This is a genomic window from Streptomyces sp. NPDC051740 (assembly GCF_044453165.1).
Taxonomy (GTDB): domain Bacteria; phylum Actinomycetota; class Actinomycetes; order Streptomycetales; family Streptomycetaceae; genus Streptomyces; species Streptomyces atrovirens.
The window spans coordinates 42,912-62,892 of record NZ_JBITCL010000027.1 but is presented as its reverse complement, the minus strand read 5'-3'; the positions used below and the strand labels follow the sequence as shown (position 1 = coordinate 62,892).

Annotated in this window: 19 protein-coding genes; 10 read left to right on the top strand and 9 right to left on the bottom strand. The window is 69.9% G+C overall.

Translation table 11 applies throughout. From position 1 onward, the window contains the following. Nucleotides 1–92: 92 nt before the first annotated feature. Both ACIA6T_RS31525 and ACIA6T_RS31520 read right to left on the bottom strand, forming a co-directional pair. A complete protein-coding gene (locus ACIA6T_RS31525; RefSeq protein ID WP_399449930.1) occupies nt 93–839 on the bottom strand; it encodes an NADPH-dependent F420 reductase in 747 nt (248 codons plus the stop codon). 105 nt (nt 840–944) lie between these two features. Further along, the gene (locus ACIA6T_RS31520; RefSeq protein ID WP_399449929.1) at nt 945–1,235 is read right to left on the bottom strand and encodes a hypothetical protein; all 291 of its coding nucleotides are present in this window, start codon (nt 1,233–1,235) and stop codon (nt 945–947) included. On the opposite strand from ACIA6T_RS31520, the gene ACIA6T_RS31515 reads away from it, so the two are divergent. The 4 genes from ACIA6T_RS31515 to ACIA6T_RS31500 all read left to right on the top strand — a co-directional run bounded on the left by ACIA6T_RS31515 (nt 1,224) and on the right by ACIA6T_RS31500 (nt 3,687). Then, complete coding sequence (locus tag ACIA6T_RS31515) at nt 1,224–1,511, top strand: hypothetical protein (RefSeq protein WP_399449928.1); 288 nt, start codon at nt 1,224–1,226, stop codon at nt 1,509–1,511. The genes ACIA6T_RS31520 and ACIA6T_RS31515 overlap by 12 nt on opposite strands. Continuing rightward, nucleotides 1,511–2,023, top strand: a complete 513-nt coding sequence (locus ACIA6T_RS31510) for a flavin reductase family protein (protein ID WP_399449927.1) — start codon at nt 1,511–1,513, stop codon at nt 2,021–2,023. Before ACIA6T_RS31515 ends, ACIA6T_RS31510 begins: the two co-directional genes overlap by 1 nt. A gap of 206 nt (nt 2,024–2,229) precedes the next feature. Next, complete coding sequence (locus ACIA6T_RS31505) at nt 2,230–2,550, top strand: helix-turn-helix transcriptional regulator (protein WP_051850988.1); 321 nt, start codon at nt 2,230–2,232, stop codon at nt 2,548–2,550. Nucleotides 2,551–2,688: 138 nt separating this feature from the next. Further along, nucleotides 2,689–3,687, top strand: coding sequence for a zinc-dependent alcohol dehydrogenase family protein (locus ACIA6T_RS31500; RefSeq protein WP_399449926.1), 999 nt, complete (start codon nt 2,689–2,691; stop codon nt 3,685–3,687). Between the two features lie 265 nt (nt 3,688–3,952). On the opposite strand, the gene ACIA6T_RS31495 is transcribed toward ACIA6T_RS31500, so the two are convergent. Both ACIA6T_RS31495 and ACIA6T_RS31490 read right to left on the bottom strand, forming a co-directional pair. Further along, nucleotides 3,953–4,852: an NADPH-dependent F420 reductase gene (locus ACIA6T_RS31495; protein ID WP_399449924.1), complete on the bottom strand. Its 900-nt coding sequence runs from the start codon at nt 4,850–4,852 to the stop codon at nt 3,953–3,955. A 14-nt stretch (nt 4,853–4,866) separates the two neighbouring features. Beyond that, nucleotides 4,867–5,487 carry a TetR/AcrR family transcriptional regulator gene (locus ACIA6T_RS31490; RefSeq protein ID WP_399449923.1) on the bottom strand — a complete coding sequence of 207 codons (621 nt, stop codon included), beginning with the start codon at nt 5,485–5,487 and terminating at the stop codon, nt 4,867–4,869. Between the two features lie 324 nt (nt 5,488–5,811). On the opposite strand from ACIA6T_RS31490, the gene ACIA6T_RS31485 reads away from it, so the two are divergent. Together ACIA6T_RS31485 and ACIA6T_RS31480 are read left to right on the top strand one after the other, a co-directional pair. After that, the gene (locus tag ACIA6T_RS31485) at nt 5,812–7,353 is read left to right on the top strand and encodes a DHA2 family efflux MFS transporter permease subunit (RefSeq protein ID WP_399449922.1); all 1,542 of its coding nucleotides are present in this window, start codon (nt 5,812–5,814) and stop codon (nt 7,351–7,353) included. Nucleotides 7,354–7,653: 300 nt separating this feature from the next. Next, entirely contained in the window at nt 7,654–8,352 is a 699-nt protein-coding gene (locus tag ACIA6T_RS31480; protein ID WP_399449920.1) for a nitroreductase, read from the top strand. A 221-nt stretch (nt 8,353–8,573) separates the two neighbouring features. Here the strand turns inward: ACIA6T_RS31480 and ACIA6T_RS31475 are convergent, their stop codons facing one another. The 3 genes from ACIA6T_RS31475 to ACIA6T_RS31465 all read right to left on the bottom strand — a co-directional run bounded on the left by ACIA6T_RS31475 (nt 8,574) and on the right by ACIA6T_RS31465 (nt 11,626). Continuing rightward, nucleotides 8,574–9,542 (bottom strand): carbohydrate kinase, encoded by a 969-nt coding sequence (locus tag ACIA6T_RS31475; protein WP_399449919.1) that lies wholly within the window; start codon nt 9,540–9,542, stop codon nt 8,574–8,576. A 145-nt stretch (nt 9,543–9,687) separates the two neighbouring features. Next, nucleotides 9,688–10,572: a glycoside hydrolase family 32 protein gene (locus ACIA6T_RS31470; protein WP_399449918.1), complete on the bottom strand. Its 885-nt coding sequence runs from the start codon at nt 10,570–10,572 to the stop codon at nt 9,688–9,690. An 88-nt stretch (nt 10,573–10,660) separates the two neighbouring features. Further along, a complete protein-coding gene (locus ACIA6T_RS31465; protein WP_399449916.1) occupies nt 10,661–11,626 on the bottom strand; it encodes a glycoside hydrolase family 6 protein in 966 nt (321 codons plus the stop codon). A 207-nt stretch (nt 11,627–11,833) separates the two neighbouring features. Here ACIA6T_RS31465 and ACIA6T_RS31460 point away from each other — a divergent pair, with 207 nt between their 5' ends. Then, the gene (locus ACIA6T_RS31460; protein ID WP_399449915.1) at nt 11,834–12,847 is read left to right on the top strand and encodes a LacI family DNA-binding transcriptional regulator; all 1,014 of its coding nucleotides are present in this window, start codon (nt 11,834–11,836) and stop codon (nt 12,845–12,847) included. A gap of 311 nt (nt 12,848–13,158) precedes the next feature. On the opposite strand, the gene ACIA6T_RS31455 is transcribed toward ACIA6T_RS31460, so the two are convergent. Next, on the bottom strand, nt 13,159–14,769 hold the full coding sequence (locus tag ACIA6T_RS31455) for a glycoside hydrolase 43 family protein (protein ID WP_399449914.1): 1,611 nt from the start codon (nt 14,767–14,769) through the stop codon (nt 13,159–13,161). 338 nt (nt 14,770–15,107) lie between these two features. Between ACIA6T_RS31455 and ACIA6T_RS31450 the strand changes: the two genes are divergently transcribed. The 3 genes from ACIA6T_RS31450 to ACIA6T_RS31440 all read left to right on the top strand — a co-directional run bounded on the left by ACIA6T_RS31450 (nt 15,108) and on the right by ACIA6T_RS31440 (nt 18,926). Further along, nucleotides 15,108–16,754, top strand: a complete 1,647-nt coding sequence (locus ACIA6T_RS31450) for a glycoside hydrolase family 27 protein (protein ID WP_399449913.1) — start codon at nt 15,108–15,110, stop codon at nt 16,752–16,754. A 974-nt stretch (nt 16,755–17,728) separates the two neighbouring features. Next, the gene (locus ACIA6T_RS31445; RefSeq protein ID WP_399449912.1) at nt 17,729–18,739 is read left to right on the top strand and encodes a beta-ketoacyl-ACP synthase 3; all 1,011 of its coding nucleotides are present in this window, start codon (nt 17,729–17,731) and stop codon (nt 18,737–18,739) included. Then, nucleotides 18,708–18,926 carry an acyl carrier protein gene (locus ACIA6T_RS31440; protein WP_399449911.1) on the top strand — a complete coding sequence of 73 codons (219 nt, stop codon included), beginning with the start codon at nt 18,708–18,710 and terminating at the stop codon, nt 18,924–18,926. Before ACIA6T_RS31445 ends, ACIA6T_RS31440 begins: the two co-directional genes overlap by 32 nt. A 122-nt stretch (nt 18,927–19,048) precedes the next feature. Here ACIA6T_RS31440 and ACIA6T_RS31435 read toward each other — a convergent pair whose 3' ends face one another. Beyond that, a complete protein-coding gene (locus ACIA6T_RS31435; RefSeq protein ID WP_399449910.1) occupies nt 19,049–19,882 on the bottom strand; it encodes a methyltransferase in 834 nt (277 codons plus the stop codon). Nucleotides 19,883–19,981: the final 99 nt, after the last annotated feature.

Sequence of the window (19,981 nt, the reverse complement as noted above, 5' to 3'; positions counted from 1 at the left end):
GACGCCGGGGCCCAAGGGCACTCGGGGTGGGCGCAGGTGTGTACCGCTCGACGGCGGACGAGATGTCCGCAAACGGCGCGCACCCCCTCTGCTCACATGAACAAGACCCGGTTCAGGCGGACGCCGTACCCCGCGTCGGGGTCCGTGGTGGCGTCCCCGACCCTTTCCTGGATCGCGGCGACGGCCAGGTCGCGGCGCCGGGGCAGACGATCGGCCTCCGCCGCCGCCAGCGCGCCCGGCATCTCCTGGCGGGAGAGGTCCATGCAGTAGCACGGCGCGCCTGGCTGCTGACGCCATGAGTCCGCGAGGGTTCCGGCGTCGAAGGCGTCGAATCCGGAGTCCTCGACCAGTGCCATGGCCACCTGGCGGTCCTGGTCGCGGTCGGCGGTGACGGGGATGGCGATGCGGTCCGGGCTTCCTGCGGGCTTGCTCTTGATCGCGAAGGAGTGTGAACCGATCGCGTTCCACGCCTTGGCGACCGGCCGGCCCAGCTGTTCGGTGACCCACAGGCTCTCGATCTGCCCGGCGTCGATGGCCTCGATCCGGTTGTCCCGTGCCGGGTAGTAGTTCGACGTGTCGATGACGACCGTTCCGGCCGGTACACCAGCGATCAGCGACGCAACCCGCGAAATACGGTTCAGGGGAATCGAGAGGATCACGACGTCGACGTCCGCCACGGCCTCCGTCGCGGTGACCGCTTGGCCGCCCGAGGACAGCACATCGGCCTCGGTCGTCTGCGGGCCGCGCGAGTTGGCCACCTTCACCTCATGTCCCGCGGCGCTCAGCCGCTGGGTCAGGGTCTTACCGATGTGGCCTACGCCCAGAATGCCGATCTTCACAGTGGATCTCCTTGCATCGAGTGGGGGGTGCGGGAGGTGGGTGTGGCCGACGTGGCGCCGCCGCACGGCGACGTGGCCGGCGGCCGGTTTGAAGCACGCTTACGCTCATGAAAGCCCTTCGTCGCTCCCGGGCGCCGTTTCCCTCTCGGGTGTCTCCCACCCGGTGCGCATGAGAGAGACGAGCGCATTGGGCGACGACTCGTCGGCCATGACGGCGCCGCGCGCCCAGGCTGTGGCCAGCGTGCCGAGGAACAGGTCCCGGCCCCGCACCGAGGGCTTGGCGGCACCATCTCGCTGGGCCGCGCCGAGGAAGTCCTCGGTGGTCGTGACGAAGCCCTGACAGGTGCCCTTCAGGTGGCACGGGAGGGCTGGACCCTGCGCGACGTGCTCGCCCACGGCGTCATCGACTACCACCCGGTCGTGGCCGGCACCGCCGAGGACGTGGCCGACCACATGCAGCAGTGGTTCGAGGCCGGGGCCTGCGACGGCTTCTCCCTGGCCATCGACGGCTACCACGACGGCGTCGACGCCTTCGTCGACCAGGTCGTCCCCCTCCTGCAGGAACGCGGCCTGTTCCACCTCGACTACGAAGGCCCCACCCTGCGCGACCACCTCCACGCCCGCGAGCAGTACGGCCACGACCCGCGCGTCACGGAAGCGGCGGCCCGGTGATGTCCACCAGCGAGTCGCTGCGATCCGGAGCCGCGGCGCAGCAGGCGTTCCGTGACGTCATGGCCGCCGTGGCGTCTCCGGTCGCCGTGGTCACGGCCCTGGACGGCAGTCGTCCGCACGGCACCACGGTCAGCGCCTTCGCGTCCCTGTCCCTGACGCCGCCCATGGTGCTGGTGTCGCTGGACGAACGCTCGTACCTGCTGGCGGTCGTCCGCCGCAGCGGGCGCTTCGGCCTCAACGTCCTCGGTGCGCATCAGGCCGATCTGGCCTCCGTCTTCGCCCGCTCCGGACCCGACAAGTTCGACGGAATCGACTGGTCGCCGAGTGGGAAGCTGCCTCGGCTGCCCGATGCCGCGGCGTGGATCGTCGCCGAGGTGGACGACTGCGTCGACGCCGGCGACCACACCGTCCTGCTCGCCCACGTAACGGCAGTGGAGCCGGGCGAGGGATCCCTGAGACCGCTCACCTATCACCGGCGGACCTTCGGCACCCACACACCACTGGCCCAGTGACCCTGCGGCACGTCGAGGACGGCATGGAATTGAGGACCTGATCACCGGCCCGAGGCAGGAGGCGCGCTGCGTTGCCCTGCTCAGCCCGGCACGCATGGTGCGGGTTGGCCCTGACCATTACTTCGACGACAGTCGTAGTATAGATGAGTTGCCGGTATCGCCTCTAGGAGTTGACTGTGGCCCGCCCCCGTACCGCCCCCCGGACAGTGGATCATCCCGACCTCGCCCAGGTGGATCTCCAGCAGGTGATGGAGGCGCTGGTGGACCCGGTGCGCCGGATGGTGGTCTCCCAGCTCGCGCGCAAGGGCGAGGACATGAGCTGTGGCACGTTCGAGGCACCGGTCTCCATCTCCACGCTCACCCACCACTTCAACGTGCTGCGCGAAGCGGGGGTGATCCGGCAGTACTACGTGGGCGTGACCAAGATGAACACGCTGCGCGCCGACGAGATGGAGGAGCGGTTCCCCGGCCTGCTCCCGGCCGTGATCGCGGCCTGCGCGGCGGAGACCGGCTCGGGCGTCGACTGAGGGATGGCGCTGGCCTCGACGCACATATTTCGACGCCGATCAAAATTTGACGCTCATCGAACCTTGGGGCAAGGTGGAGGGGGAGGCCGGTGCGACACCGGCTTCCCCAGCGCACCGAACCGCACCAAGGAGCCACGCATGAACCGCGTCGTCCGTTTCCATCAGACCGGCGGACCCGAAGTCCTGTATCTGGAGGAGGCCCCCGTGCCCGAGCCCGGGCCGGGCGAAGTTCTGATCCGTACCCGGGCGCTGGGCCTGAACCGGGCGGAGTCGATGTTCCGGCTCGGCCAGTACGGCACCGCTCCCGTCTTCCCCTCCGGCATCGGCTACGAGGCGTCCGGAGTGGTCGAGGCCCTCGGTGACGGCGTGCGCGGGCTGAGCGTGGGCGAGGCGGTCAGCGTGGTGCCGTCCTTCACCATGACCGACTACGGCGTGCACGGGGAGGCGGTTCTCGCCCCCGCCCACGCGGTCGTCGCCCACCCCGAGCGGCTCTCCTTCGAGGAGGCGGCCTCGGTGTGGATGCAGTTCATCACCGCCTACGGCGGCCTGGTCGACCTCGCGGGCGTCCGCCCCGGCGACACCGTCCTGATCTCCGCGGCGTCCAGCAGCGTCGGCCTCGCCGCCATCCAGGTCGCCCACAAGGCCGGCGCCCGCGCCGTCGCCCTGACCCGCACCGGCGCCAAGCGGCAGCAACTCCTGGACGCCGGCGCGGACGAGGTCATCGCCACCGCCGAGGAGGACGTCCCCGCCCGGGTGCGGGAGCTGACCGACGGCCAGGGCGCCCGCGTCATCTTCGACCCCGTAGGCGGCACGGCCCTGGCCGACCTCGTCACCGCCGCCGCCCACGAGGCCCACCTCGTCCTCTACGGCGTCCTCGACCGCACCCCCACCCCGCTCAACGTCGGTGAGGTCCTCTTCAAGCACCTCACCATCCGGGGGTTCGAACTCTTCGAGATCACCACCGACGACCGGCGACGCGCCGAAGCGGTCGCCTTCGTGGCCGACGGTCTCGCCAAGGGCGAGCTGACCCCCACCATCGACAAGACCTTCCCGCTGGAGGACATCGCCGAGGCACACCAGTACCTGGAAGCCGGCGGACAGGTCGGCAAGATCGTCGTCACCGTTCCCGGCACCTGACCCTCCTCAGTGGGCTGTGCACCTCACCGGGACCGGGAAAGGGGTGTACCGGAGAGCCGGACCGTCCAGGGCTTGTACGCCGACCCCCGCCCCAAGGTGGCCGCGCGCCCCTTCTGACGGCACGTGTCCGGGCAGGCCGTACCCCTGCGCCGTCCGCGGACCTTGGCCTCGGCGTCGGTCGACGCCGAGGCCAAGGCGCTCGGAGTGAGTGGGGGCGTGTACCGCTCGACGGCCGATGTGCAGGTACGGTGCACGCCCCGGGGGTTCACATGAACAGGACCCGGCTCAGGCGAACGCCGTACTCCGCGTCGGGGTTGGTCCGGGCGTCCCCGACCCTTTCCTGGATCGCGGCGACGGAAAGGTCGCGCCGCTTGGGCAGGCGCTCGGCCTCCGCCGCCGCCAGCGCATCTGGCATCTCCTCGCGGGTGAGGTCGGTGCAGTAGCACGGCGCACCCGGCTGCTGCCGCCACGAGTCCGCGAGGGTCCCGGCGTCGAAGGCGTCGAACCCGGTGTCCTCGACCAGCGCCATGGCCACCTGGCGGTCCCGATCGCGGTCGGCGGCGACGGGGATGGCGATGCGGTCCGGGCTCCCCGCGGGCCTGCCCTTGGCCGCGAACGAGTGGGAACCGATCGCGTTCCACGCCTTGGCGACCGGCCGGCCCAGCTGTTCGGTGACCCACAGGCTCTCGACCTGACCGGCGTCGATGGCCTCGATCCGGCTGTCCCGCGCCGGGTAGTAGTTCGACGTGTCGATGACGACCGTTCCGGCCGGCACGTCGGCGATCAGTGACGCGACCTGCGGAAGACGGTTCAAGGGAATCGAGAGGACCACGACGTCGACGTCCTCGACGGCTTCTGCCGCCGTCACCGCGCGCCCGCCCGTGGAAAGGACGTCAGCCTCGATCGTGTGCGGGCCGCGCGAGTTGGCCACCTTCACCTGATGCCCTGCCGCGGCCAGCCGCCGGGTCAGCGTCTTCCCGATATGCCCTACGCCCAGAATGCCGATCTTCACGGTGTTTCTCCTTGCCTCGAGTTCGGTCGCGAGAGGCCACCGACGCTGCGTCCGCGGTGTCCCGGTGGCAGCCCAGCCCGCAGGCCGCGCGCCCGAGGGGTGGGGCGCCCAGCGGTGAGCTCTCGGGAGAGCGCCCCGCGTCAAGGGCGCCACGTTTCTGCCTGCTGTTACGCAGGGTCTTCGCCGCCCCCGGGGGCAGTTTCCGTCGCGGGCGTCTCCCACCCGGTGCGCATGAGGGAGACGAGCGCGTCGGGCGATGACTCGTCTGCCATGGCGGCGCCGCGGGCCCAGGCGGTGGCCAGCGTACTGAGGAACAGGTCGCGTCCCCGCACCCAGGGCTTGGCACCGCCGTCGCGCTGTGCCGCGCGGAGGAAGTCCTCGGTGGTCGTGACGAAGCCCTGACAGGTGATCGCCAGCGGGGACGTGCCTTCCGTCAGTGCGGCCCGCAGGGGATCGGGCAGGCCGTCGAAGGCGGTCACCCATTCGCCCAGTGCCTGAAGCCACTGTGCGAGCGCTGCGCGGGAGTCGGTCACCTCGCGCCGGATGGCGACCCGTCGGGCCTCCAGCTCTTCGTCGCGGGCCTGCAGCAAGGCAGCCAGCAGCGCCTCCCGGTTGGGGAAGTGCCGGTAGAGGGTGCCCGGACCGACACCGGCCCGCTTGGCGATGGCGTCCATGGAGCCGGTGATGCCCTGCTCGGCGAAGAACTCCTCCGCGACCTCGAGGATGTGCGTGCGGTTGCGCTGCTTGTCCGTCCGCTGCCGACGCTCGCCGGTGGCTGCCTCACCCATGTCGTTGCACCTCCCGTTGACAATGCGGAGACTCTCTCCGTATCGTCTTTCGTGAAACGGAGACTATCTCCTTATCGGTTCCAATGCTACCGCCGGCCTCGGCAGGCATCCGCTGTTCCCAAGGCAGCCCGGCACGGCGCAGAGGCGTTCCGTGCCGACGGCCGCCGGGGAACCGACCGCCGCCCACGAGGCACCGGACGCGACAGCTCCCGGCCGAGGCCGCACCGGCCCGGGCGCGTACAGCCGGACCCCACCGGCGTGCACCGACGGCATAGATCCGCGCGGCACTTCGCACACCCTCCCCAGCAACACGGAAGAGATCACATGTCCCCCGACAAGACTCCGGCGCCGGCCGCCGCAGACGCACCGCCACCGACCCGCAGCGACGACAGACTGGCCTCTGGAGACGTCCTCGTCATCGGGATCCTGATGGTCTCCGCGTTCACCGTCCTGCTGAACGAGATGCTGCTGGGGGTCGCGCTTCCCACCCTGATCAGCGATCTCGACATCACTCCCACCACGGGACAGTGGCTCACGACGGGGTATCTGCTGACCCTGGCGATCCTCATCCCGGCCACCGGCTTCCTCCTGCGCAGGTTCACCCTCCGTGCGATCTTCCTCGGCTCGCTGTCCCTGTTCACCCTGGGGACGGCGATCGCCGCCGTCGCCCCCGGGTTCGGGGTGCTGTTCACCGGTCGCATCATTCAGGCGGCGGGTACTGCCGCCCTGATGCCCCTGCTGATGGCCACGACGATGCGCCTGGTGCCCCCGCACCGGCGAGGCCGGACGATGGCGCTGGTCACCGGTCTGACCGCGGTGGCACCCGCGGTCGGCCCGGCGGTGTCCGGCGTGGTGATCTCCCAGCTCAGCTGGCGGTGGCTGTTCATCCTGGTCCTGCCCGTCGTCCTGGCCGGGCTGGCGCTGGGCGCCGCCAAGCTGCGCAACATCACCACTCCGGAACCGGTCAGGCTGGACGTGCTGTCCCTCGTCCTGTCCGCCATCGGGTTCGGCGCCCTCGTCTACGGCCTGTCGACGATCGGCGAGTCGGCCTCCGGCCATGCGCCGGTCGCCCCCTGGATCCCGATCGTCATCGGGCTCCTCGCCCTCGCGGCCTTCGTCCGTCGGCAGACCGTGTTGCAGCGCAGCGACAACGCCTTCCTCGACATGAGGATCTTCCGCACCCAGGCGTTCACCGTGCCGCTGCTGGTCATGCTCGTCGTCGCGCTGGTCGGCTTCGGCACCACGATGGTCCTGCCGCTGGTCCTCACCAACGTCGCGGGCCTGACGACGCTCCAGATCGGCCTCTTCCTGGTCCCCGGCGGAGCCCTGATCGCCCTCGTCTCCGCCCTCGGCGGACGCATCTACGACCGCTACGGACCGCGCCCCCTGGCGATCCCCGGATCGGTCATCTGGACGGGCTCCCTGTGGTTCCTGAGCCGAGCGGACGAGAACACCGGTGTCACCGCGCTCCTGGCCGCCTACCTCGTCCTGTCGGCCTCGCAGGCCCTGATGTGGGCGCCGATGACGACGGCCGCGCTGTCCTCCCTGCGCGCCGAGCTCTACCCGCACGGCACCGCGGCGTTCAACACCGTCCAGCAGCTGGCCGGCGGCGCCGGCGGCGCCGTCCTGATCTCGGCCTACACCATCGGCTCCCACGCCAAGGACGCGGGAGCACTGAACCTGGCCCAGTCCGTCTCGGCGGCACAAGCCGCCTTCACGACGGCGGCGGTCATCGGCTGCCTCGCGATCATCGGCACCCTCTGGGTCCGCAGAACCGCAGCCACCCCCCAGCCGCCGGCTTCTCCACCGAGCAACGCTCCCGTCAACGCCACCGCAGTGTCGACAGTGTCGTCGGCAACGGACTGACAACCCCGGCGCAGACGCCGACACACCGGCGAGGAGCCGCCACTTGAAGCGGGTGGCTCCTGGCGCTGGCAGCCAACGAACCCCGCGTACTGCACCGAGCCGGCCCTCGATGACCTGGGAGCCGCTTGTGCCGCGGCCGACCGCAACGAGGCCCGGAGCGAGCGGAACCGCCAGACGCCATGCTTCGCCGCTCTCACCTCCACGCCCACGCTCGAGGAGACCGTGGAACCAACCGCTCCCTCCACCGCTGACATGCCCGCCCCTCCGGCCACCCCGAGCCGCCCTCTGGAAAGGAACCTCTTGTCCACCACCGCCTCCCTGTTCACCGAACTCGTACGCGTCAGGCACTCCCCGCGGCAGTTCCGGCCGACGCCGCTGTCCCCTGCGGACATCCGCGGCGTCCTGGAGGATGCGCAGACCGCCCCCTCGAACAGCAACACCCAGCCCTGGACGGTGCACATGGTCTCGGGTGCCGCCCGGGACGCCTTGAGCGAGGAACTGCTCAAGGCGTACGAGGGCGGCCGGGACTCGGCGGACTTCACCGGCGACTACGGCGCCGGCGTCTACCTCGAGCGGTCCTATCAGCACGGCGCCCGTGTCTACGGGGCGCGGGGCGTAGCGCGCTCCGACATGGAGGGCAGGCACGAAGTGATCCGCGAGAATCTGCGTTTCTACGATGCGCCCCACGTCGCCCTGCTCTTCATGCCACAACTCGGCGACGGGGTCCGGACGGCCGGTGACATCGGCATGTACGCCCAGAACTTCCTGCTCTCGCTGACCGCGCGGGGCTTCCACGGCATCCCGCAGGCCGTCCTCGGCGTGTACGCCGACACGGTCCGGGCGTCGCTGGGCGTCCGAGACGACCTCAAGCTGCTCTTCGGCATCTCCTTCGGCATCGGCGACAAGACGTCACCGATGTACGACATCGGCATGGGACGCATCCCGCTGCAACAGAGTGTGGTCCTGCACGACACCCCCGGAGTCCTCGACGAGCAATAGCTGTTTCCCTCACGAGGCGGGCCCGGGGCGGGGAAGTAGGTGGTGTCCGCTGGGGCGTAGGCCGCTGCGACGGGGGTGGACGGCAGGCAGCCCTTCCCGGAGTCACAGTGCCGGCGCCCTACCGGGTGGGCCGCACCATCGCCCCCGGTGAGCGGAAACATCTCGGACCGGGGCCGGGGCACGGTCAGCTGCGTTGTCGGCGAACGGCGCCAACGTTGCGGTCAGCGTCGAACCGCAGTGGCGAGATCGTCCGCCCACGGTGGATTCGCACCGGGGACCGAAACCGTCAGGGCGGCGACTTGGGCGGCGAACGAGCAGGCATCAGCGACGTCTTCGAGGGTCAGTTCGTCGAGGCGGCCACCCAGGTGTCCGGCATCGGCAAGGCGGTGCAGCAGGCCCGCGGTGAAGGAGTCGCCGGCACCGACGGTGTCGATGACCACCGCAGGAGGGGCTGGGACGGTGACGCGCGCACCGTCGAGGGACGCGAGGGCGCCGCGTCCGCCGAGGGTGATGACGACGAGGCGCGCGCCTGCGGTGTGCCAGGTGTCGCAGGCTTCTTCGAGGCCGGCACCGGGCGCCAGGAAGGTGCAGTCGTCTTCGCTCAGGCGGAGGATGTCGGCGACGGCGCACCAGTGGGCCAGCCGTTCGCGGTAGGCGGAGGGCGGTACGAGCAGGGGGCGGACGTTGGGGTCGATGGATACGGTGGTGCGCTCGCGCACCTGGGCGAGGTGTTCCTCGATTCGGCTGCCGCCGGGCCGGCGGATCAGCGCGAGGGAGCCGGTGTGCAGGCAGACCGCGTCGTCGTTCCGCGTCGCGGCGAGTTCGCTGTCGGTCCACTGCCAGTCGGCGGCGCCGTCGGCATAGAAGCCATAGGTGGCTTGGCCGGTCGCGTCGAGGTCGGCGACGGCGAGCGTGCTGGGCTCGGAGGTGGTCACGCTGCCGGTCAGGTCGACGCCGGAGGCGTTGAGGCGGGCGCGGAAGAGGGGGCCGAAGGCGTCGTTGGAGAAGCGTCCGAGGAAGCGGGTGGGGGTGCCGAGCCGGGCGAGGGCGACGGCGGTGTTGGCCGGGCCTCCACCGGCCAGCGCCCGTAGGGCCAGGCCGCCGGGATCGGACCGGTCGCGGTCCTCGAAGATGTCGGCGACGCACTCGCCGAGGACGGCGACGCTGCCGGGGGACCCGGGTCGGGCCATGGTGACTGTCTGCCTCTCAGGTAGGGCGCGGGCCCGTAAGGGCGTGGGGTGCTGCGGTGGACATGTCTGCCGCACACGGTGCGAGGTCACGGGGCCTGTCAGTGTGCGGGTGGGTCAGCCTTCGGGCCGCGTGCGGCCCAGGGCATCAAGCACGCTGTGCTGTCGGGGGCGCCGGCTGGGCTTCCTGCCTGATGTCCTGCGTCCGGATGACGTGTCCGGTTCCGTGCAGGACGCGCGGGCCGCGCAGGGCCAGCAGTTCGCGGGCGGGGCGCTGGGCGACCGTGCCGTCGGCGGTGAGGCTGACCTCTCGGGGGAGCGTGAGGACGCCTGCCCAGCCCGCTTCGTGCGCCCAGGCGTCGTCCCGTGCTTCCCAGGCCCAGCCCCACATCAGCCAGCGGTCTTCTCCTGGGGCCTTCAGCAGGGCGGGGGCGTAGAAGTCGGGACCGTGGTCCAGCGGCACGAGGGCCGTGGCCGCCGTGAAGCGTCCGTCTTTCTCCTGGCCGGTGATGACGCTGGTGTGGCTGGGGCCGCCCCGAGGGGTCCAGTCGCTGAGGATCAGAACACCTTGGTCGCCGAAGGTGGCGTACTGGGGGCATTCCCAGCCGACCGGGCCCGTGCCGGTCGTGGCGTCGCTGGTGTGGAAGGGGCCGCGGTAGGTCCAGTGTTCCAGGTCGTCGGACTCGTACAGTTGCGCCGCGGCGCGGCCGTCATCGAGGGCGGAGCCGACCAGCATCCTCCAGCGCTCGTCCTGCCGCCAGACGTAGGGGTCCCGGTACATGGTGGTGCCGGCGGGCAGTTCGGGGATGAGCAGGTGGGGACGTTTGGTCCAGGTGCGGCCGTTGTCGTGCGACTCGGCGGTCGTGATCGGCTGCCACCAGCGGTCGTTGTGGTGGGCGGAGTAGAACTTGGTGGCGGGAGTGATCACGTCCTGCGTGGGTGTGGCCTGCGCCTGCGTCGCGGTGAGTGCGGCGCAGGCGGTGAGGGCCGCGACGGCGGCGGCCGCGCGGCGCCGTGGCCTGCGTGGGTTCATGGACTCTTCCTGGCCGGTGAGATGGTCGGGGAGTACCCGCCGCCCCGGCGGACTGCCGGTCGCCTGTGCGGGCGGCGGGAGTCCTGGATCAGTAGCCGTAGATCATCTTGTAGGCGACCTCGGGGAGGAACTGGCCGGCCGTGGAGCCGGTTCCGACACCGCAGTTGCCGTCGGACTCGCCCGGGGTCTTGATCCACAGGAGCATCTCGGCGCCTCCGCCCGTACGGGTGGGCGTGCCGATGCGGCGGCCGGAGGGGTTGCACCACTGGCCGTTGGAGCCGTTGCCGTTGCGGCTGGTGTCCACGACGAACGGCTTGGTGTAGCCGTAGCGGGCGGCCAGTTCGTTGTTGACGGCGTTGCCGTAGGCGGTGTTCTCGGCGGTGGTGATGTAGTTGGAGACGTTGAGCGAGAAGCCGTGGGCCTGTCGGAGGCCGGCTTCGTGGAGGCGCCGGGCCATGGTCGCCGCGTCGGTCCAGCGCGGGTTGCCGGCGTCCATGTAGACCCAGGTGTTGGGGGCTTGGCGGTTGAACTCGGTGAGGGCACCGGTGAGCATGGCCTCGCGTTCGTCGATCTGGGCCTGGGTCATGCAGCCGTAGTCTCCGAGGGAGTCCGGTTCGAGGATGACGACGGCCGGGCGGGCCGCGATGCCTCCGGCGAACTGAGCGATCCAGCCGGCGTAGGCGGACGGCGAGGCGGCTCCGCCGGCGGAGTGCCCGCCGCAGTAGTCACGGTGGTAGATGTTGTAGGCGACGAGGACGGGCAGCTTGTCCCGGTAGTCCGCCGCTCCGACGTAGGCACCTGTTGCGGTGCCGATGGTGCCGCTCCAGGAGCCGAACCAGCGGGCCATCGGTGTGTTGGCGATGGAGGCGTTGATCGCTGCGGCCCGGCCGTCGCCGGGGTTGGCGGCCACCCACCGCCTCGCGCTCGAGTCGGGGTCCACGTAGAACCCGTTGGTCATGGTGGTGGGGTCGGCCGCGTGGGCGGACGGTGCGGCGGCGAACGCCAGCGGCAGAGCACAGAGCGCTGCCATCAGGGTGCGGAGTCTGCGGCTCAAGACAGTACCTCGGTTTCAGAGGAGGTGCGCTTTGGGAGCGCTCCCACTGGAAGCGGTCCCAATCGTGTGGGTGAGTGATTGAGCTGTCAATAGTCGGCGCAGCATTCGGCTTCGCAGGGGAACGTAGGTCCTGTAGGCCACTAAACTGGAAGCGATCCCAGCTCATGTGTCCCTGAGCGATCACCGCCTGTGAAAGACTCACGAGCCATGGCAGAAGCAGTGCCGCGTCGGCATCCGACGCTCGACGAGGTGGCCGAACGCGCCGGCGTTTCCCGCTCCGTGGCCTCCCGCGCCCTCAACAACGCCCCGCACGTCAGCCGCGCCAAGCGCGAGGCTGTCGAACGGGCCGTGCGGCAGCTCGGTTACGTACCCAATCCGACCGCCCGCGCGCTGGCCACCCGTCAGACGGGAGCGGCCGCCCTGGTCGTCTCGGGAGAGGATCCGTCGATCTTCGCCGATCCGTTCTTCGCCCGGGTGATCGTGGGGGCGTCGGCCGCCCTGGACGAGGCGGACCTGCATCTGATGCTGTGCCTGGCCGCTTCCGACCGGGGCCGCAAGCGGGTCGAGGAGCTCCTGCGGTCCAGGGGCGCGGACGGTGTGATGCTGATGGCGCTGCGCGAGGACGATCCGCTGACCCGGATGGCCGACGAGGCGCAGATGCCCGTCGTGTTCGGCGGGCGCCCGGTCGGTTCGGCTCCCCGGTGGTACGTGGACGTGGACAACGTCGGCGGAGCGCGCGAGGCGACCGAGTATCTGGTCTCGCTCGGCCGGAGGCGCGTGGCCGTGATCTGCGGGCGTCTGGACACCGAGGCCGGGCGCGCCCGGCACCGCGGCTACCGGGACGCCATGCTGGGCGCCGGTCTCGATCCGTTCCCGCCGCTGGAGGGGGACTTCACCGAGCCCAGCGGAGCCGCCGCCATGGCTGCGCTGCTGGCGGAACACCCCGACGTGGAAGGGGTGTTCGCCGCCAACGACAACATGGCGGCGGGAGCGCTGCGCACCTTGCGGGAGGCCGGCCGACGGGTCCCCGCCGACGTCGCCGTGGTCGGCTTCGACGACCTGACAGCCGCCCAGATCGCCGATCCGCCGCTCACCACCGTCCATCAGCCCATAGAGGCTCTCGGACGTGAGATGGCGCGCATGCTCGTCGCACTCGTCAACGGGCAGGACCCCACCCCGCTGGTCCTCCCCACCCGCCTGGCCATCCGGGCCAGCGCCTGACTCCTCACTGTCCGGGAGGAACGGGCCCCGGTCCGAACGGGTTGCTCTCGGACGCGGCGCGGGGCGTCCAGGGAGCCGGCCAGGGTGGTCGAGGTCCAGCAGCGGAAGCAGCGACCGCCGTCCGATCCGATGGCTTGGGTACTGGTTGCAGCCTGCCCCTCTTTGCTGATGCCGGTCGCGAGGCCGGGTTCATCAGGACGGTCGCGGCCAGCACGCACAGGACGGATGCCCGGCGAAGGCCGAGCCGTTTCAGCGGGTTCACGGTCCTCCTGGTCGGGGCGGGGGCCGGACGGTGCGGTCGATGGACCGGTTCAGGGTGTGGACAGCTCGAACCGCGTGACGCGGACCGCGCCGCCGAGGGCCTGAGTGGCGTGGTTGAAGAGGGCGAACCGGTAGCCCATGAAGAACCGCCAGTCGTTGCCCATGGAGAAGGCGGGTCCGAGACGGGTGAACGTGATGCCGTCGGTGCTGTAGGAGAAGGTCCCGGGGCGCGATGTGCCGGGGCGGATGTCCGCGTTCGCGCGCAGCCGGATGCGGCCGCCGGAGACGGGCGCGCTCGCGATCTCGGTGCCGGTGCCGGTGGTGTTCCAGTTGCTGTCCATGGTCGGCCCGGTGACCATCACCACCCGTGTCGCACCGCCGTCGCGCTTGAGGCCGATCCAGGCGGAGGAGTCACGCAGCAGCGCAAGCCCGGCCCGGTCGCCGTCCCGCATCGCGGAGTGGTCGAGCTGGACCGTGGCGGTGGAGGTGGGGCCCTGGATTCGGTGCGTGAGGGTGTTGCGGGCCCAGTAGAGGTCGTGGGTGACGGTCGCGGTCCGCAGCGTCAGGCCGTTGCCGACCGACCACTTGGTGTTGTCGGGGTTGTGGTTCCACTCCCATCTCGGTTTCAAGGTCGTACCGTCGAAGGTGTCGACGCCGGTCATCGGGGTGACCTGGCGGGGCGGAGTGGGTACGGCCGGACTGGGATACGTGGTGCCCCACGCGCCGTTGACGAGCTGTACGACGGGCCAGCCGTCCGCGGTCCAGGTGACCGGTGCCAGGGCGGGCACGCGGCCGCCGGGGTAGGCGTCGACGAAGGCCATGTAGTACCAGGCGCCGCTCTGCGTCCGCACCAGCCCGCCCTGGTGGGGGACGCCGCCGCCGGGGATCGGTCCGCGCAGGTCGAGGAGGACCTGCCGCATCGTGTACGGGCCGAAGGGTCCGCTCGAGGACTTGAGGATGTACTGGCCGTTCGCGGGGCGGGTCAGGAAGATGTAGTACTGCCCGTTGATCTTGTAGAACCGAGCGCCCTCCAAGGTGCCGACGCCGGACGGTGTCCTGAACACCTCCTGCGTACGGACCTGGTTGCGGCCGTCGGGCGAGAGCTGGGCCACGCTGATGGTGGTGTTGCCGTACGCCACGTAGAGGGTGTCGTCGGTGTCGACGAGCAGCCCGGCGTCGTAGTAGGGGGTGCTGATCGTCGTCAGCCTGTTCCACGGCCCCTCCACCGCGGTGGCGGTGTAGAGGTACGTCCGGGCGAAGTCGATCTGGCCGAGCCAGTAGAAGGTCCTGTTGCTGGGCCGGTAGGCCAGTGATGATGCCCAGATTCCTCTGACATAGCCGCGGGCGCCGTTCAGGTCGTACTTGGCGCCGAAGTCGAGGACGGGTACCGAATGGCCGGCGATCTCCCAGTTCACCAGGTCGTACGACCGCAGAACGGGCGCGCCCGGCGAGTAGTGCATCGTCGAGGCCGAGGCGTAGTAGGTGTCGCCGACGCGAATGATGTCGATGTCCGCGAAGTCCTGCCAGATCACCGGGTTCGTGTACTGCGCCGCGGTAGCGGGGGCGTGCCCAGGGGGGAGGAGGGCGCCGGCGGCCAGGCCGGTGGCGGCCGCGAGCGTGCGGCGACGAGTGCGGGGTTGATGCGACCATGACAGATCCATGGAGGTATTCACCTCGAGTTCATCGGTCGGAGCGACTCTGTCGCATTCGAGATATCGAACATGGTGCGACTTGTCGAGCATTCTGGATGATAGGAGGTTGGCGTACCCCGTCAACCTTTCTCGCACAAGTCGTGCGCCACTTCGAAACATTCGAATCGGCTGGTGCGGAGTCGGTGCGCCTCGCCCTTGCCCCCTCGCTGATCATGCGACAAATCCCTCTCCTCGAGGGGGTGTTGACATGACTGGTCGCCTCTCTAGTATCCGTGGGGCATCTGAAGTTTCCGAACGTCGATCGAAATTTCGAACCCTCTCCTCTCTTCCCTGCCGAAGGAGACCCGGTGCCCAGACGATCAGGCGGACGACTGTTCCGCCTCCTCACGGCCGCCGCGCTGACGGTGACCGCGTCCGTGACGGCCTCAGCGCAGTCCACCGCCACGGCCGCGCCGGGCAGTCCGGCGCTCACCCCACCGCTGGGGTGGAACAGCTGGAACAGCTTCGGGTGCGGGATCACCGAGGCCCAGGTCCGCCAGGCCGCCGACGCGATGGTGTCCTCGGGCATGCGGGACGCCGGCTACCGGTACGTGGTGGTCGACGACTGCTGGTTCGACCCGCAGCGTGACGCGCAGGGCAGCCTGCGGGCCAACCCCACGAAGTTCCCGAGCGGGATGAAGGCCCTCGGGGACTACATCCACAGCAAGGGCCTGAAGTTCGGCATCTACCAGGTGCCGGGCGAGCGCACCTGCGCGCAGACCGTGGGCACGTACCCGGGCTCCACGGGCAGCAGGGGCCACGAGGTCCAGGACGCCGCCACGTTCGCCTCGTGGGGGGTCGACTACCTGAAGTACGACTGGTGTTCCTCGAGCGGCACGCGTGACGAGCAGGTCGCGCGGTTCAAGCTGATGCGTGATGCCCTGCGCGCCACCGGTCGGCCGATCGTCTACAGCATCAACCCCAACAGCTTCCACGCCATCACGGGGTCCACGTACAACTGGGGCGAGGTCGCCGACCTGTGGCGGACGACCGAGGACCTGCTCGACATCTGGCAGAACGGCAACACCAACAGCTACCCGATGGGCGTCGGCAACGTCCTGGACGTCAACGCGCCGCTGGCCGCACAGTCCGGCCCGGGGCACTGGAACGACCCCGACATGCTGGTCGTCGGCCGCCCCGGCCTGTCGCTGACCGAGTCCCGCTCCCACTTCGCCCTGTGGGCGCTGATGAGTGCCCCGCTGATGGCCGGCAACGACATCCGCACGATGTCCGCCGACGTCAGCGCGATCCTGCGCAACCCGCGCCTGCTGGCGGTGAACCAGGACTCCCTGGGCGCGGGCGGACGCAGGGTGCGCGATGACGGCAACACCGAGGTGTTCGTCAAGCCCCTGGCGGACGGTTCGGTCGCGGTGGGGCTGTTCAACCGGGGCGAGAGCGCGGCGACGGTCACCACGACGGCCGCCCAGATCCGCCTGAGCGGGGGGCCGTTCACCCTCACCGACCTGTGGACCGGCGGCACGTCGAGCACGTCCGGGCAGATCTCGGTGAGCGTCCCCGCGCACGGTGTCGCCGCGTACCGGGTGAGCGGTGGCAGCCCGCTGGCCGCCACCACCTCACGCCTGCGGGGCAACGCCTCCGGCCGCTGCGTGGACGTGGACAACGCCTCCACGGCCGCCGGCGCCGCGACTCTGCTGTGGGACTGCCACACGGCCGCCAACCAGCTGTGGACCACATGGGCGGGCGGCGAGATCCGCGTCTACGGCGACAAGTGCCTGGACGCCTACAACCAGGGCACCACCAACGGCACCCGTGTCATCACCTGGCCCTGCAACGGCCAGGACAACCAGAAGTGGACCGTCGGCTCCGACGGCTCGATCCGCAACGTCCGCTCCGGACTGTGCCTCGACGCCAACGGGGCCGGCACCGCCAACGGGACCCCTCTGGTGCTGTGGACCTGCAACGGCCAGGCCAACCAGAAGTGGACCCGCGCGTGAGCGACACGGCACCGGGTTCATGGTCAGAGCGACAACACCCCGGCCACGGCCTCCCGCACGGCTGCCGCATCCGCCGGCACGGCCGCCCCCGGCTCCGGCTCCGGCGGGCCCCCGGGCGTCGGTACATCGGCTTCCAGACCCACGCACACCGGCAACACCCTCCCGCCGAGCACCTACACCCTGCACGGCACCGCCTGCGGCTGAACGCCGAGCGCGTCCCTGAAACGAATCGTGTACGGATGCGGGCAGCGGGTGGGCTTGACGCAGTCACATTCCTTGGAGAAGGAGCCCATGCCGCGGGCGAACTGTCGAGCCAACGTGTCGAGCCTTCCGAACGGGAGCGAGAACCACGCACAGGCGCTGCACAGGGGGCGGAAGGTCAGCAAGCGGAGACAGGGCTGCACCGCATGCTGACCTTTTACTGACCTGAGGGACCTCTATCATGTCCCTGACCTGCGCAGACGTCCACATACTAGATCTTGGACCTGAACGGAGTACGCGGCACTTCGGACTCCTGGGAGACGGCTCCCTGCCTGCTTTGTGCAGATCAAGGGCGGTCTTCGCTCTACATCGGCATGTCTTCGGCTCGAAGAGCAGCGTGGACGTGGAGGCCAACCCCCACCGTGCGATGCAGCCGGGTTCCTCGGGCTCGTCGCTGTCGCACGGCGTGATGTGCGCGTTGTCGAGCATGCGTCAAACAGCCGCCTGCTGTGGGCGAGTACGGCGGGGGTCGGCTTCCACGCCTTCAGTCGGTGGGTGAGGTCCGCCAGCGGCATCGTCACGAACATCGCCACTGTCAGCAGTCGATGGCGCCTTGTCGTCTGGAACCGCGAGCCGTTCCGGCTACCAGGCTCTTCGGCGTGATACGACTACACGCTATGGGGGATTTGCGCGCACATGTAACTTCATGGCCCGGCCAAGGTTCCCCGGCGTCCGTCCTGATGGGGGTCGGATCCTGTTTGCCGCCACGCCGGGTGGAGAATCAGGAACTGGCGGAGCGCCTGGGCCGGTCACCGGAGTGGATCTTCCAACGCTCCGGCATCCGGTACCGGCACGTCGTGGAGCCGGGTACCACCAGCGGGGATCTGGCGGTCGCGGCCGGCCGCGAGGCGCTGGCCCGGTCGGCGGTCGGCGATGTCGGAGCCGTTGTCGTCGCCACGACATCACCGGACAGACCGTGCCCCGGCACCGCCCCGAGCGTCGCCTCACGCCTGGGAATGACCGGGGTGACCGCGCTCGACGTCCAGGCCGTGTGCGCCGGCTTCGTCTACGCGCTAGGGGTTGCGCAGGGCCTGATCGCCGCGGGCACGGTCGACAGCGCCCTGGTGATCGGTACTGACACGCTGTCGCTGAGCGTCGCACTGGACGACCCCACCAGCATGCTCTTCGGTGACGGGGCTGGTGCCGTCGTCCTGCGTTCGGGCCACCGCGAGGAACCCGGCGCCCTTGGGCCCTGCGTGCTGGGCAGTGATGGCGGTGGCCGCGACCTGATCACCGTACGCGGTGGCGGATCCGAGGAGCGCTCCGGAGCCGGTGATGCTCCGGCAGACCCGTATCTGCGGCTGGAGGGGCGGGAAGTGTTCTGGCGAGCCGTGGAGCACATGGCTTCCGTCTCCCGCGAAGCGTTGGACGCCGCTCGGTGGAAACCGCAGGAAGTGGACCGGATCATCGCGCACCAGGCGAACGCACGGATCCTGGCCATGCTCGCACAGCGGCTGGGCATCACGGCCGATCGCGCGCTGTCCAATATCGACCGGGTCGGCAACACCTCGGCCGCGTCGATTCCGCTTCTGCTTGATCACGCCGGTCGCGCAGGGAGCCTCGAGCCCGGACACCGCATCCTGCTCACGGCCTTCGGTGGTGGTTTGACCTGGGGTGCCATGACCCTTGTGTGGCCCCACCTCCCATGTTCGTCCTCACTCGTCCCGGAGAAACGGCATGTACGACACGTTGGTGAGCATCCTGATCGACAGGTTCCAGGTTGAGTCCGAGGCGGTGTCGCCCGAGTCCACCCCGGCTGCCCTCGGACTGGACTCGTTGTTCGTGGTGGAACTCTCCTTCGTGCTGGAGGAGGAGTCAGGACTGAAGGTCAGCTTCGATGAACTCTCGGAAGCGAACACGCTGGCCGACATCGCACGGTTGATGCAGGACAGACAGGACGCGTCGGTCTGAGGTCCGTGAGGGGCGGACCGAGCTGGGGCGAGCCTTCGTCGAGGCCGCCGGGTACCGGTCCGGGGCGCCCGCCAGGTGGCGGGTGCCCCGTTCCATCGGTGCGGGACGGTGCCGGGAAGCCGTCAGCGGCTGACGGGAGCCGGGGGGCGTCGGAACAGCAGGGCGTGCACGGTGAAACGCGATCCGTCGAATTCCGCCCGTCCCGCCGCTCGCAGTTCTTTGAGACGGGTCTGCAGGGTCTCCATGTGCTCGGCGTACGCCAGCAGGGGGATGTCCATCTCGAAGATTTCCAGCGTCTCGGTCTCGTAGCCACGCGAGGTGAGTTCCACGACGGTTCGGGGAATGTCGGCGAGCGAGGAGTGCGCCATGAGCAGGGAGCCGCCTGGCGCCAGGAACCTGTCCACACCGTCGATGACGGCGTCGTACACCGCTCGGCCGCCTCCCCGGGCGACGAGGGCCGTTTCCAGTCCGTCCCCCCTGGCATAACTCGGATCATAGGGGAGGTGCGGCGGGTTGGTGATCACCAGGTCGAACCGCTCATCCGGTGTGTACTCCTCCAGCGGTGAAGTGACACACGTCAGCCGTGTGCCGTCGAGCCCGTTGGCCGCCACGTTGGCGACGGTCTGGACGGCGGAAGCGGGGTTGATGTCCAAAGCGGTCACCCGCTCGGCACCGGCCGCGAGCAGAGCGACGCTGTAGATGCCGGATCCGGCTCCGAGGTCCAGGGCGTTGGCACCTTCCAGTACGGGAGTGCCGTCGCCGTTGAGCGCGCTGAGCAGGCTCAGCCCGCAGTCGGTCGGGAACAGGACCTCCGCGGGGTCCTCCACCATGAGCCGCAGACGCACGCCACGGAACTCGAAGATCCCGCACGAGGGCCGGACCTGCCACAACGAGCCGTTCTCGCCGGCGGGCAGAACACGGCACCGTGTCGGCGTGCGGTCAGGAGCACTGGTCATCGGAGCGGAACCTTTCAACGGGAGGGAGACAGCCGACAGGGTCCAAGGAACGGAGAGCGGAACCACGAGGGGCCCGCCGCGTCCGGCGCGTGTCCGGCT

Coding starts and splice junctions, on each gene's coding strand:
- ACIA6T_RS31510 (WP_399449927.1), top strand. CDS start 1,511: ATGTCCACCAGCGAGTCGCTGCGATCCGGAGCCGCGGCGCAGCAGGCG.
- ACIA6T_RS31500 (WP_399449926.1), top strand. CDS start 2,689: ATGAACCGCGTCGTCCGTTTCCATCAGACCGGCGGACCCGAAGTCCTG.
- ACIA6T_RS31490 (WP_399449923.1), bottom strand. CDS start 5,487: ATGGGTGAGGCAGCCACCGGCGAGCGTCGGCAGCGGACGGACAAGCAG.
- ACIA6T_RS31485 (WP_399449922.1), top strand. CDS start 5,812: ATGTCCCCCGACAAGACTCCGGCGCCGGCCGCCGCAGACGCACCGCCA.
- ACIA6T_RS31475 (WP_399449919.1), bottom strand. CDS start 9,542: ATGGCCCGACCCGGGTCCCCCGGCAGCGTCGCCGTCCTCGGCGAGTGC.
- ACIA6T_RS31470 (WP_399449918.1), bottom strand. CDS start 10,572: ATGAACCCACGCAGGCCACGGCGCCGCGCGGCCGCCGCCGTCGCGGCC.
- ACIA6T_RS31460 (WP_399449915.1), top strand. CDS start 11,834: ATGGCAGAAGCAGTGCCGCGTCGGCATCCGACGCTCGACGAGGTGGCC.
- ACIA6T_RS31455 (WP_399449914.1), bottom strand. CDS start 14,769: ATGGATCTGTCATGGTCGCATCAACCCCGCACTCGTCGCCGCACGCTC.
- ACIA6T_RS31435 (WP_399449910.1), bottom strand. CDS start 19,882: ATGACCAGTGCTCCTGACCGCACGCCGACACGGTGCCGTGTTCTGCCC.